The 14,644-nt window shown below is 46.1% G+C and carries 5 protein-coding genes; 2 read left to right on the top strand and 3 right to left on the bottom strand.

Translation table 11 applies throughout. The features are described from left to right. Positions 1 to 11: 11 nt before the first annotated feature. The 3 genes from AB6735_RS12290 to AB6735_RS12280 all read right to left on the bottom strand — a co-directional run bounded on the left by AB6735_RS12290 (position 12) and on the right by AB6735_RS12280 (position 11,199). Positions 12 to 7,187, bottom strand: a complete 7,176-nt coding sequence (locus AB6735_RS12290) for a cellulose binding domain-containing protein (RefSeq protein WP_090463734.1) — start codon at positions 7,185 to 7,187, stop codon at positions 12 to 14. 340 nt (positions 7,188 to 7,527) lie between these two features. Then, complete coding sequence (locus AB6735_RS12285; protein WP_370996202.1) at positions 7,528 to 9,576, bottom strand: alginate lyase family protein; 2,049 nt, start codon at positions 9,574 to 9,576, stop codon at positions 7,528 to 7,530. A 141-nt stretch (positions 9,577 to 9,717) separates the two neighbouring features. Next, positions 9,718 to 11,199: a glycosyl hydrolase family 28 protein gene (locus AB6735_RS12280; RefSeq protein WP_090463743.1), complete on the bottom strand. Its 1,482-nt coding sequence runs from the start codon at positions 11,197 to 11,199 to the stop codon at positions 9,718 to 9,720. A gap of 238 nt (positions 11,200 to 11,437) precedes the next feature. On the opposite strand from AB6735_RS12280, the gene AB6735_RS12275 reads away from it, so the two are divergent. Both AB6735_RS12275 and AB6735_RS12270 read left to right on the top strand, forming a co-directional pair. Beyond that, positions 11,438 to 13,342 carry a glycoside hydrolase family 97 protein gene (locus tag AB6735_RS12275; protein WP_176851920.1) on the top strand — a complete coding sequence of 635 codons (1,905 nt, stop codon included), beginning with the start codon at positions 11,438 to 11,440 and terminating at the stop codon, positions 13,340 to 13,342. Positions 13,343 to 13,407: 65 nt separating this feature from the next. Continuing rightward, on the top strand, positions 13,408 to 14,436 hold the full coding sequence (locus AB6735_RS12270) for a LacI family DNA-binding transcriptional regulator (protein WP_090463749.1): 1,029 nt from the start codon (positions 13,408 to 13,410) through the stop codon (positions 14,434 to 14,436). Positions 14,437 to 14,644 lie beyond the last annotated feature (208 nt).

Raw genomic sequence — 14,644 nt, 5'->3', positions numbered from 1 at the left:
TTTCCTTATAATTAATCGTTATATTTCAGTAGAAAATATCCGGTTTTCCTGACCTTTTTACCTGAGTTATCTACATATTCGAGCAAGTACAAGTAAGTCCCGGCGGCAATCAGCTGACCACCGGTACTGCGCCCGTTGAAGACTTTATCAACGTTGTTATAGTTCCTGATTTCTGCCATCAATGACCCGGTACGATTGACAACGGTGAGCTTGTTATTGGGAAAACTGGTTATCCCTTCAATAATCAGAAAATCGTTAATGCCGTCTCCGTTAGGCGATACCGCCTTGGCGATAGAGATTTCAGGGATAACATTATTGGGGTTATCGCTTACCCCCGTCATCTTGCTGTGGAAAGCCGCCGTACTCAAAACAGATCCAGAAGGCTCAGTGCCGTAAATAAGCTGATTTTGATAGTAAACGCAGATATGCGGGTTTTCTCTGCTGGTGCCTGACTGGTAGGAGTAGTCGTTTGTTTGGGTAAACGCTGACCAGTCGGTCTTGGCGATCCTGTATTGGATATTTCCGGTGGTGCTTAATGGATATAATTTACCAGCGGAGGAATCTACGCTGAGCTGGAAATAGGTATCGGCCATCGTGTCTGCTGGCAAGAAGGGGCCGATCTGGCCGTTAATTTTAGATATGCCGATCTTTGCGTAATCGATCCAGTAATTTAACGGCTTAGAACCGTCATTCGTAAAGAAATAACGAATACTCAGATCTTTGTAATTGAGTGGAACATTTCCCTGGTTATCGATACTGAGGTAAATACTTATGGTATTTCCTGATGACGTTTTATTCTCGGTGTAAACCTTAACCTGGCGGTTTTTATCAACTAAGACAGGCTCGGTACCCCAGATAAGCACACCGTTGCGATAAAGCGTGATGTTGGGGTTATCCGCATAAACGGCAGAACCTTGACGGTACGAGTAATCATTCGCTTCTGACAAATTTGACCAGTCACTATTACCGAAACGGGATTGGATGGCACCGGATGTGCTCCCAGGATTTAAGTTGCCGGTTGTGGCCGCAAAAGCATATTCGACGTAGCCAAATGCGTTACTACGCGGATTTGGTAATGGTATGTACGTTGCGGTGATATTGCCTGTACCTAATTGTGCGTAGTCAATATAGGTATTTATGCCGGCGTAGTTTTCGGCTGTAAACCAATATCGTGCGGTCAACTCGCTATACTTAACGGCGACTGAATCCTGATTGGATATTTTAAGATAGGGCTTGATTAAATTATTGGTTAGCTGGCCATTATCGCCGTCTAAGGATTGCATATGGATATTATATGGTAAAACGGTGAAATTCTGACTTTGTGCCGCCGCTGAATACTGGGTATTACCGTTCTGACCGGCAGTTATTATACTAGTACCCGGTCCGAGGATATGCAATTTATTATTAAGGATTATTGCTACATCGGTGTTGGAACTGCTGTAGTTGATCTGCAGTCCCGAACTTGCAGAACCGTTAAGTAATAGATCAGGATCACCAGGCCTTCCGGCGGGCAGGGCAGTAAAGCTGATGGTTTGTTCCAACTTATGAATCGTCACATTTTGACTCAGGGGAGGAGCCGCCGTGTAAATCGCGTTTCCGGTCTGCGATGCCGTGACGGTCGCCCTCCCTGCTCCTGCAATATGTAAATTATTGTTGATCACCCTTACCACAGAGGTATCGGAACTGGCGTAACTAACTGCCAGCCCCGAGCTGGATATCGCGCCGGCGGAAAAATCGGTGTCGGACAGTATTTTATCGGGGATAGCAGCGAAGGTGATGGTTTGGGATGCTTTTTGTACCGTCAGTGGTTGGTTCAGCGATGTGGCCGCTTTGTAACTGGTATTCCCTGGTTGTGATGCATTTATAACCGTTGTGCCAGCTGACTTTACATGAACCTTGCCATTGAGAATGACTGCAACCGTTGTATCGGAGCTGGTAAAACTTAGCGGTAAACCCGAGGTTGTTGTAGCCACCGGAACAAAATCAGCATCAGTAAGCACTTTTACAGGCATTGCTGCAAAACTAATCGCTTGGTCACCTAACATATCTGCTGTTATTTCAGAGCTGTTCAGCGCCCGCCCGTAAATTTTGAAGTTATCGATGGAACCTTTGAACATCGGGTCAGAAAACTGTGATTTCCCCAGGTAATTCAACGAGGTATTGCTGAGCGCAGACGGTTTGATCGTAATGTTCGTCGATGAAGCTACCGAAGTGCCGTTCAAATATAAGGTTGTCGTATTCCCTGCCCGGGTCACCGCCAGATAAGTCCAGGTATTTAAGGGAAAGGTATAGTTATAGCTTAGGCTTTGTTCTGCAGCTGAACCGTTCTTGGTACCATACCGAATAATGGACTTACCACTGGAAACACCAGCCTGTACGGTAAGAAACATATATTGCGTAGTGCTTGCCCCAAAATCAAACACGCGCATCCAGGTGCTGATTGCATCCATTCTGACCCATGCGCTGATCGTAAAATCATTAAGGTTGCTGAATATCCCGGCCGGCAGCGTCGCATAGGCAGTTGCCGATCCATTCAATAGCAGCGACTGTCCATATTTACCTGCCGAGCGGCTTGCAGCGACAGCCAGTACAGCGTGATTAGCCCCCCAGGCATCAATACCCTTCAAACCCCCGGTTTCATCAACCTGATAAAATTCCTGCTGTCCTAAATTAGGTTTGGCTACAATTTCAAGGCTGTTGTCACTTTCGCCGGTGCTGTCAACTGAGGTGACTACGTAAAAATAAGTGTTACCGTTCGTTACATTACTGTCGGTATAGGTCGGACTGCCCGTTGTGCCAATGGTGGTGTAAGGGCCGCCGGATACCGAGGCGCGCTTCAAATTATAGCTGAACCCATTGATAGGCTGCCATTCCAGAATGTTTTTGGCATCGCCCGCTGCAACTATCAGAGAACCGACTGTTCTGCTTTGCACATTTAAAACCAATGTGGCCGTACCGGTAGTATTGCCGTTCCCCGCCGTCAGCATAACATTGAAAACACCCGTTACACTTGGCGTGCCGGAGATTTTGCCGGATAATGAGTCTATCCGAAGACCTGCCGGCAGTCCGCTGGCCGAGAAATAGTTTGGCGACTTAATTCCGGTCACCGTATAGGTCATCGGCCGGCCTACAAGTACAGTATCAATTAATGCGCTGGTAATGGTTACTCCCAGGGTTCGGTCATCAAGCAGTACTACATCATTGCCTGTACCTCCTTTATAGGTGATGCGGAAGTTATACGCCCCGCCATTGACAAGGCCCATTTCCGGAAGATTCTTGAAAGTACCGGATATGGGGTTGCTGCCAGTGTTATCAATTATGGTAAAAGAAGTACCTGAAGGCAATGTTCCTGCTATTGGCGTTATTGCTAATGCAGGATGGTTAACCAGGTTGGCTGAGGTAACAATAACCCTGTCGCCTGTAATGGCTCCATAATCAAGTTCTAAGGTATAAGTCGCATCCGAATTCATTATAAGTGCTCCAACACTTAAAGTACCGACCTTTAAAAACCCGGGTTCTAATATTGTACCCGCACCTGACCCGGTTCCCAGAGTGGCCGAGGACTGACTTACGCCGAAGCCTCCCAGTGAACCTGCTTCTATTATTACCGGGCTGCTAAAAACGCCATTACTTGGATTGTTATTTATCAATAACTTTCCTCCTTTTACAGTGGTAGTTCCTCCATAAGCCTGATTACCCCACATTTCTAAAACTCCTGTACCTATCTTTACAACGGTTAAGCCACTGCCATTTGCGTTAATGGTTCCGCCATAACTGGAATAAGTATTAAGGGCGCCTATACTGATAACAGGTGCACCACCTGCATCGGCACGGATATAACCACGACCGTTAAGCGCACCAAAGTTTAGCGTTCCATTTGAAAAACCGATACCTTGACAATCAACGGCATTCGCATCTAATAACCAGGTTGCATTTGCACTTCCTGATTCAGGAACTCCAAAACGTATTCTCTGCCTGCCACTTCTCAGCTTTGAAATAAAAGTACCCGCAAATTGGCTATTGTCGCCCAGGAGATTAAGGCCGGCATAATCGTTTCCGTCATGCTGCAGCGTACCAGAGCCTAACAGCTTTCCGTAAAGAGTTATTGAATTAACATCTTCATACATATAACTCGTTCCGGGCAATACTTGTATGTCGTTATACAATAAAAGATCGGCACCGGCTGTAGCTTGCAGCGCTCCCCCGCTCATTTGAATTTTACCGGTGCCTAAAGGTCCCGCTGTTGGATTGCTCGCCGTTCCCGTTCCTAGGCCAGCCGCCGCAAGTGTACCGCCAACAATAATGGTATTTCCGGTATAGCTATTATTGCCTCCTCTAACATATAATGCAGCCGCCCCGGATTTCATTAAAGATCCCGAGCCGCTTATCCCGCCGTTCAGAACAACATCACCTTTGGTATTCACATTTAGCTGATCAGTTAACTGTATGGGTGTGCTTAAGGTCTGAGTTTTTGTTGAGTTGTTAACCAGGTCATTTTTCAATGTCAGGGCATTACCGGAAATGGTATTATTTGCATTGGCGTCTGGGCTAAACTGAATTCTTGGGGCTGCCAAACCAGTAATATTATTGGTTAATGTACTATCTCGCGTTTCACCAAAAGTTATAATGGCTGGATTTACCGGAACTGTATTTTCAACCCAATTGCCTGCGAGGTTCAATGAATCTGTAATTGCCGTTGGATTCCATACAAATGAGTTTGAACCAGGTACGCCAAATGCTTCAGGCGAATTGGCACTTTCCTTTGTGGCGCCTACAGAAGAAACGACATAATAATAAGGGTTTCCATTGCTTACATTGATATCGGCATACGAATTAGTCGATACATTGACTATGGTAGTATAAGGGCCGCCGCTTACTGTTGCCCGTTTTACATTATAGGTAGCTGCTCCCGAAGCGCTGTTCCAGCTCAGATCAACTTCGTTGTTTTTATTAACCGCAGAGGGTTGTGCCGGTGCTGTAGGAGGAACGGCAGCGAAAACTTCGTTTGAATTACCGCTTTCCTTATCACCTGTAAGGGCCGTAATAACATAATAATTATTCACTTCTGGTATAGGAGATACATCTGTAAAACCAGTACCGGTAATTCCCGTCTGAATCGTTGCATAAGTTCCTCCCGGCGTTAGCGACCGTTTTACCGAATAACTCGTAGCGTTTGCAGAAGCTACCCAAGTGAGATTAATTTGTGTGTTAACTATCGATGCCGCAGCCGAAGTCGGTGCAGGTGGCGTTTCGTTATTGATCGCATTCAGCATAAGCGTTGCTGTGCCTGTTCCGCTGGCATTGGTGGCAGCTATGGTAATTTCACTTTGTCCTGTTGTAGAAGGTGTACCGGAAATGACGCCGGTCGCCGTATTAATGCTAAGCCCTGTGGGCAAGCCGCTGGCGCTATAAGAAGATGCATTAGCACTGGCAATAATGCTATAACTGAACGGCGTGCCAATGGTAGCTGTAGCGGTGGTTGCACTGGTGATGTCGGGAGATCCGGCTGGCGCGGTTTGACTATAGGCCACATTACTAAACGTAGCGGTATTCAATGCTGAAGTATTATTGGAGAGGGTATAAAATCCCGCGTACAAATTAGTTGGGAAACCTGTTGCAGAATACCAGCAACCATCATTAGTCCAGTTTACACCATCCTGCGTATGGTAAACAAATATGCGGGTGCCAACACGCTCAATTTTTAGCCACCAGGGAGCTTTGGGTTGCCAATGCCTGCCGGCACCGCCGGTGGCGTTAAGATAAAGATCATAAAATGCGGAACCGGGCGCTAATGACTCGCGTAACATGACGCCGCAACCACCGGTATTTAACGACATATTCTCAACTTTTACCACCAGACCTGCATCGCCGCTAACTTTTTTAAAGGTAAAGCTGAAGGCATTACTGGTGGAAGTTCCCGCACCTTTAAGTGTCCAAATTCCGTTATTGAACGAAGCGTTGCCTGCCAATCCGGTGTTACCGATATCTATATTGGTGAGGTTGCTCACCGCTTGCACATGATCAGCAGGATAATACACCGCCGGCAGTTTAACTGCGTTAGAAGTATCCGATGATTTCAGATATAAAAAATCACCACCGGCCGGAGAATAATTGGTGGCCCCGGGTTGCATCAATGCAGCCCTCATCCTGTCGGTATTAGGGGTAGGTATTCCCTTACGTACAGCATAAGCGCTGTAAATGAGGTTGGTCATGTCGCCGGTTCTTGCTCCGGGCTGAATCCCCCAACTGGTCCAATAACTGGCATACCCCCCCAACGGGATATAGGTCATCGTAGCTCCATCAAAGGCGTATTTATGATAAAGTTCGCCGATTGCCAATACCCGGTTATCCAGTTCAGCAAACATATCTACCCCCTGCTTGTAGGCAACTTCTGCGCCCCAGGCCAGAGCCGTTGCTTGTACACGCCAGTGGTCATCGCGACCTGAATCCCCAATTTCGCCATCGGGCAGTGAATTGCGCATCCCTCCTCCGGCATCCATCCTGTACACATCCACCGCCTGGTTAAATCGGGTCGCATCATCACAAAAAACCGATGCGGCAAGGGCTATTTTTAACTGAAGAGCTCCTTTGTTTGCATCGCGTAAGGGACCGGGCACCCAGGAGGTCGGAAATAATACATTAGCAAAATAATTTTTTACATGCTGTGTATTGGCTGCCGTCCAGCCGGGAAAAGTTGAGCGGAGGATTTCGGCACCTACGCCCCAGTATTGGGCATAGTCGCCAATATCCAGCATAGATTCATTACCGCCCCAGGTAGTATTGGTTACCGCCCAACCATCAAGTATGTTAGTAGCTTTGCGGGCATAAGTAGAGTCTCCTGTAAACCACCACATCCAAGCCAGGTTGTGGATGGCAATCATATCGGTCTTCCATTGACCATTATTCAAATCCGGAGCACGGGTTACGGTTTGCTGCGGCGTAGAGGGACTGTAGCTAAGTTGGGAACGGTAATCACTCTTAAATGTATTGTAAGCCGAAAGCCAGGGCTCCTTGATAATATTGGCTTTGAGCTGGTCCATGTCGGCCCGGTTAAAGGCCACACCGGGATGTACAAATGTTTGAGCATTTCCATCGATGGAGATCAGCATTGCTGCCAGGTAAAAAATCAAGGGCCACATGCAGCGTTTGCATAATGTTAATTTGTTGAGCGTAAAAATTCTTTCCATTAGAGTTGATAATTTAGGTGAATCGTAGTTTGCGGTTGTGCCTGGGTTGGTCCAACGACCTTACAGGATACTTAGCAAGATATTTTATAACTGGATATGGGAGAAGACAAGCAAACTTGAAATGGATACTCATCATCAGATGCTTATCAGAAAAAAAGTATGCATTTATCAAAAAAGCGGGGGCCGGTGGTTAGACCCTGTTGAAGGCAGGATTTGGCGGTCCGGAAAATATCCCTGGCTTTCAGCATTTAAATGTGAGCCAGGAAGGCGACTAAGGGTGGCCTACGAGCAGAGATTTGCTCAGGTGAAATCCTGAACATTAACCTGAAAGTATCTGCAATCAGGGTTTCAAAAGTTTTAACTCACCAATCGCGATTTGTGTATCGATAAGTGTTGATCCGGAGGCTACAAGAACGCCCACAACCGAACGGGTCGCCGTCTTAAAATCAGCTTTTCCCAGTGTTGTCCACTGTCTGCCATCTGCCGAATAACTTGATATAAAGTGATTTTCGGACTTGTTGATCTTAAACCATAATGACCCGGTCATTCGCCCAGATGTCACAACGGGGGATTTTAGTTCATCACTCGAGGCAATAACCTCGGTCCTGCCATTTTCAAGGTGCCGCAGAAACTGCATCCGCCAGCCCGGCGATTCTGGATTGGATTGGGTCACGGAGCGCAGCAACAACGATACACTCCCGGCATTCGCGTCTTGTCCATTGCGGATAGTTAATCCAAGCTGGGTTGCCTGTGCACTAAGCTGTGGTACGTATCTCATCATAATACCGGTCGATTGCTTCAGTGGCTGGTAAAGCATGGTGCAATGATCGCCTTGGCTATCTGTACCTGTGCCGATACCATGCAGTTCAAAAGTAGCACCATTATACGAGGCCATACTTTTCTTACCACCTGTTGAGAATAAGGTATCCGGATCTCCTTCAACATGATCGCCACCTATGCCGATATCGGCAATTTTCCATGGGAACGGCAATCCCGCGCATATGGATTTTGAAGTTGAAAACGCGCTTTGGCCATTAGGATTTACCGCAGCAACCGCGTAATAATATAACCGGCCTTTTATGAGGTTACGGTCAATAAAATGATCGCTCATAATTTTGCCCGCTAATAATTCATAAGGTCCATCAGGCTTTGTTGCCCTCCTGATCCTGTAATAGCCAGCGTTATTTATTGAGGGCCAGGTAATGATATTAACATCTCCGGAGTTCGTCACGATAACGCCGGCAGAACGATAGGGGACACTCGCAGTAATACTGTCCGGATACAGCCTTGAATATAAAAGTGTACCAAAGCCGGTATGATCGGCCCCAGGCGCTCCTTGTGATTCAGGCCGCAACCGGGCAGCGGCTTCAGCGGAAAATGGGGCCTGTTGGCCCCGCCGGCGGACGTAATGGTTATAAACCTCTTCATAAACGGCTCTAAGCCTGCCCCTGGTATCCCCGGAAATATGGTAATGCCGGTATTTGCCTGTTCTGTCTATGGTCGGTGTAAATGGAACATCGTAACCGAGGTTATACTTCGCAGTATATTCAAATCCTTTCAGTAACCTGTTGTTTTGTAAACCATACAGATCCAGACCTTGGTGCCAGGCCATTTCACAGCAATCCGCAAGATGGGCAATTCCAAGCTGTGTATGGCTCTGGTCCCGCCCGCTTTCCTGGCTCTGCCCAGAATCGTTAATGATATAGTTGGTCAAGCTACCGTCTCCTGCTCCTCGCTGGTAATAATCGAGTGTGTTTTCAAAGATCTGATGATCATTGCAGAAAATAGCTATGGACATAGCCGTTTTCAGGGCTGCGCTATCCCAGTTCCCGTTTGCGAATGGAGCATAGTTTTGAATGACAGGGTAAATTATTTCCCGGAAATGTTTTTCTGTACGGAGGATCTCATTTTTGGTCCAGCCGGAATTTGTATAACGTAATAACTCCGCTGCATTGACCATTTTGAACGGGCCCAGGCCAGCCATTAACACTGCATCTTTTCCGGTGATAGCCGTCAGTGTGTTTGACCAGGCGTTAACGATCTCTATAGCTTTCTTCGCATGACGGATATCGCCTGTAATAGCCCACATCAAAGCATTCTGAAAAGCGGCGTTTGCATCGTTGTCATAAGCACCTTGTCCCACAGTAGGATTCCTGCCTACCATCGTTAGCGGGCCTTGAAGCTGGTAGGTGAATTGTGATTGAGGGTGTCGGCTGAGTTCTTCAAACCCTGCCTTAATGTCCGGCTGACCGGTAGTTAGCCCCATCTTTATTCTCGCTATATCTTTATCGTTACTCAAAAGGCCCGGATGGATAAACTGCTGGGAGCGGGCACTGCCATAAATGCCCGAAAATAAGACTATACAAAGAGTTTTTTTTAGACTTCTCATCATTTTATTTTAATATCAAATGCCAACTTTGGCTTCAATCCTTTTATCCTCCCAGGCGATAAATGGGTAGAACGAACGGCCTCTTCAATAAGTTCAAAGGAAAGATCACGCGTAGACCCGGAACAAAATACAAATTCCAGATCATTCACTGGTCACGAATTTCATCCCGTCCACATGTTCACCGATAAAAATGTTTGCCATATCCCCTGTTTTATAAAAGGCTGGTTTATCCTTCATTGCGTCATAGATCAAAGTGCCATTGATTTTGAGATTCTCGAAAGTTATGTTTTTGATGGCGTGCTGCTCATCATATCCGCTGATAACAGACATATTCGCATGTGATCCTGAGTAGATAACGTTCTTAAACAAGATGTTTTCAATTCCGCGGCCAGGTGACGTATTGTATTTCCGGTTAAACATAACCCGCAGATTGAAAAGCTGCCCTTTACGGATATCCCCGATATTGACATTTTCAAAGCCGATGTTCCTGATCAGATTACTGTCTCCCGCGTTTAAGGCAATGCAGCCCTGGTAATCGAGCTGATTTTCATGATGGTCGAGTACCGTCATGTTGCGAACTCTAATGTTCTGCAACGTATCCGGATGGTCAGAATCGCCATGGGTACCGATCAATAAAGGATGGGCCACATCCGCCCAAAGTATCACATTATCAATGGTAATATCAGTCGTATTGCCGTAATAGTTCCAACGATGTCCGTAAATAGCGATGCAATCGTCTGAATTTCTCATAAATATATGGTTGATCGCCACATCTTTACTGCAAAAGATATCGATACCGTCAGCATTTCCGGTAGAACTGAAGGCTTTAAAATCATTGATGTGTACGCTTTTCGACTCTCCTATCATCACAGAATACCCTTTTGACATCTCAATAATCCCGCTGATTGTTATGTTTTCACTGAACTGAATGAGCAACTGGTCATCCCTCGACTGCTGAGGCGGCACCGTTTGGTTGGGCACAAAACTATGCTGCCGGACGGGGAATTGTGTCAGGATGCCGCGTCCACAAATGTTTACGTTTTTAACGTGGTCAATTATTAACGCTCCGCTTACCACAGCTCCGCCGGCTATATAGATGGTCTTATTCGACGGTATGGTCATCCTGCCGATATCATGGACTCCCGGGCCAAAGTAGATCACATTGGGGTCATTAGGGTTAGGGTGTTCTTTTTCAATGGCATTGGCAAAAAGCTGTAGGTTTTCAAAAACATCGGCATTGATCTCCAATGAAAGATATTCGGAAGATTTCATAGCAAATTCTATGATGTTGCCATTGATTCGTGGAGTGATCCTATGGCCGGAAGACCTGATTTTCGCATCCCACACCGGTGTGTAATTTACCTTTACTCTGACGCTTACGCTATCTGAACAATCAAAATAAGCAAATGATGTTTTTTTAGTTATAGGTCTTGAATCGAATCTCGCGGCAACATTTACGTTGTAAACCCCGGTGTTTTGCCATTTGCCATGACTATCCCTCACCTGGACCTCATAAGTGTGGCTGATAATTGTGCAATCCGGCTGTTTGTAGGTAAGCACTTCGGCTTCGGAATATTTACAGAATAACAGGCTTAGGGTCAGGAACAGGCAGATTTTAGTCATAGAGTATTACAGTTTACTTATCTGAATAAAGACAGGGAGCGTAATTTTATATACTCATAAAAAATTGACTTTTATTTAGCGATCATCTCTAAATGACTTCCAAAGTCACTCTGGCATAACCTCTGATTTTTTACAGCGGGGAATTACAGACGGTAGTTGCCGCGGCAGGATGTGTAGCAAAAAAATAGATACAATTTAGATGAGTATATTTAACATTCTGATTTGTCTTTTTCAACACATGCAAACCAATATATTCTTCCCCAGTCAGCGAAATAATTCATTTTATAGATTCCTGATCAGCATATCCTTTCTAATTTACCTGGCAACCGCTGCCGGCGCTCAGGAAGTGGTATTCAGAATTCAATCGCCCGACCGGCTTACCGAGGCTCAATTCAAGCTTGATAAACAGGGGAAGCTCTGTTACAGGTTAACTTGCGATAAACGGGTGATTTTGGACTGGTCGCGCCTGGGAATTAAAACTGATGGGCCCTCGCTCGATTCGCTCATTTCGGTCTCCGTTTTAAGTCAACACAGGGTAGAAGAAAAGTTTTCATGGCCGCTTGGCGAAGATGCTACCATAAAAAACAGCTATCGCGGCATTACCTTCCATTGCAGGACCGAGACCGGAACATTTGAGCTCCTAACCCGCGTTTACAATGGCAGTCTGGCTTTTCGTTATGCGTGTTACCTGTTGCCGCAACGTCCTGTCCGGCTTTTAGCGGAACTGACGGAATTCAACATGACCGCCCGATACCGGATATACCAGTACCATGAAGAGTCGGTTTTTAGCCCGGTAGCGGTGGATTCGCTGAAGGGGATCAGCGATTTACCATCTACGCTGGTTTCCGATGTGCCGGGTTATGTTAGTATTGGGGAGGCGGACAACCGCAATTATACCAAGTGCGTGCTGGTCCGCGGACGCCGTCCTAAGAGTTTAGCGTTTCATTTTTATATAGATACGATTTATCGGAATCAGCAGGTTTCGATCCGGACGGATTCGATAATTATGTTCAGGGATAGTCTGGTCACGCCGTGGCGGACGGTAAGTTACAGCAAAACCGCCATTGGCCTGCATAATTTCAGCCAGTTGAACTTAAAGCTTGTGAAACCACTTAATAACAAAGTACCTCTTGGGATAAAACCAGGAAAAGTTTTCCGGGTTCCTATTAACACACAGGGTGCCTTGGATGGGGTGGATTTTGCTTCTAAAATGAATTTTCAGTATATCCTGATTGATGCAGGATGGTACGGGTCGGAATTTCGCACGATATCCGACCCAACGAAGCCGATCCCCGGTTTTGAACTGGACCGGATTATCGCCCACGCGCGTCAAAAAGGAATTGGCGTGATATTATATGTAAACTATGTGGGATTAAAGTCTAAAATCGACACCTTGTTATCCCTTTATAAAAAGTGGGGGGTGAGTGGATTTAAATTCGGATTCGTAGACGGGGGCACGCAAAAGGGCCTGGCATGGCTGGATACCGCTATGAAGAAAGTCAACGACAACGGGTTTGTACTCAATGTACACGATCATTATAAACCTACAGGCCTGAGCCGGAGATATCCATTCGTGCTGAGTTCGGAAGGTATCCGTGGGGACGAAAATAGCCCCGACGCGTTTCATACCACGGTATTGCCATTTACGCGCTTTCTTGCCGGCGCGGCGGATTTCACTTTTTGTTATCCGAACAAATTTAATTCCTACAGCAAGAACGTTAAAGTGAGCAAAGCGCAGCAACTGGCACTGACCGTTATTTATTTTGATCCCCTACAGGCCATATTCTGGTATGGGCGTTCGCAGGATTACCAGAACGATACCGAAATAGAATTCTTCAGATATGTGCCAACGGTTTGGGACGAGAGCAGGTACCTGGCGGGGGAAATCGGCGAAGGTATCAGTGTGGCGAGGCGCAAGGGAAGTATCTGGTACCTTGGAAGCGCTGCGGGCCTGCAGCCCTGGAAAGGAAAATTTCGACTTGATTTTCTTGATAAGAATAAGCGCTATGCCGCTACTGTTTATGAGGATGATGGAGCCGGCGGCATCCGCTCGAGAACGATAAATGTAACATATAGCGACACATATCTGGTGAACCTTAGTGGTAAAAGCGGCCAGGCGGCCATTATCACGCCCGACCGTTAGTTTCCGCCTTTTGCGCGGTACTGCCAGGAGAGAATATTAACATATACGCTTTTACATCAATTAAAATGAAAAAGAAACTGGCCATCAAAGATATTGCGTCGGCATTGAACGTTTCCGAAGCTTCAGTTTCCATCGTTTTAAATGGAAAGGCCAGGCAAAGCGGTATAAGTGTAAAACTCGAGGATAAAATCATCAGCTTTGTAAAAAAGGTAGGTTACCAGCCTAACCGATTGGCAGTTGGCTTGCGTACTGGTAAAAGTAAAACCATCGGTATGATCGTCGAAGATATCAGTGATCCCTTTTTTTCGGCCATAGCGCGTGTTGTTGAAGAGCATATTTACCAATATGGTTACAGGCTGATCTATGGAAGTTCAGAAAACTCAACAGAGATCGCTAATGATTTGCTGCAAACTTTCAAAAATTACCAGGTTGACGGCTATATACTGGCGCCCGCACCCGCGCTGGAAGAGGTATTAGGGGACCTGATCAGAGCCGGAACTCCTGTTATATTATTTGACCGTACGTTGCCCGGCCTGCCATGTTCAAAAGTAGCCGTAGACAACTTCCGTGGCAGCGAATCCGCTACCATCCACCTGATCGAAAATGATTTCAGGAACATCGCTTTTGTTACGCTTTCATCCCCTCAGGATCAAATGACTGAAAGGGCAAATGGCTACCTGGCAGCTTTGAAAGCTCACGATTTACCAGCGGTGATCAAGGATATAGAGTTCAGGGAAGCAAAAGAAAAAACCGTTCAAAGTATCAAGAACCTGCTGAAGGGAAAGCCTGATATTGATGCGCTGTTTTTTTCTACCAATTATCTGGCATTAAGTGGGCTGGAGGCCATTAAAGAGCTGGACATGATTGTTGGACAAGACATCGGTGTAGTTGTTTTTGACGACAATAACAATTTTTCGCTATTTACCCCGGCCATCACCGCTGTTGCTCAGCCGATCCGGGAGATTGGGTTGCAGGTAACAAAAATATTACTGGATCAGTTGCAGGAAGATCATATGATTGATTCGCAAAATATTTTGCTGAAAACCAAACTGATTATACGGGATTCATCAGCCCCGCTGCGCAAGCTTGATTAAACCTAAATATTAGAGCGATTTCTTGCTGTTAACAATACTGCCGCTGTACATTAACTCACCGGTTTCTGAACATTTGCAGAAAGTCTTTTTGATGTATAGAGTGGGGACGTTATTGCAATCCGGCCTTTAGGAGTTATTTAAATTCAAATGAAGCAGGTGTCGGTAATGAATCTTTATCATCATCCGTCGAAATGTAAAAAAAAGGAGT

Origin of the sequence: Mucilaginibacter sp. RCC_168, from assembly GCF_041355315.1 — a bacterium.
Taxonomy (GTDB): Bacteria; Bacteroidota; Bacteroidia; order Sphingobacteriales; family Sphingobacteriaceae; genus Mucilaginibacter.
Note: the sequence above shows the minus strand (reverse complement) of the source record. Positions and strands in the feature narration are given on the sequence as shown.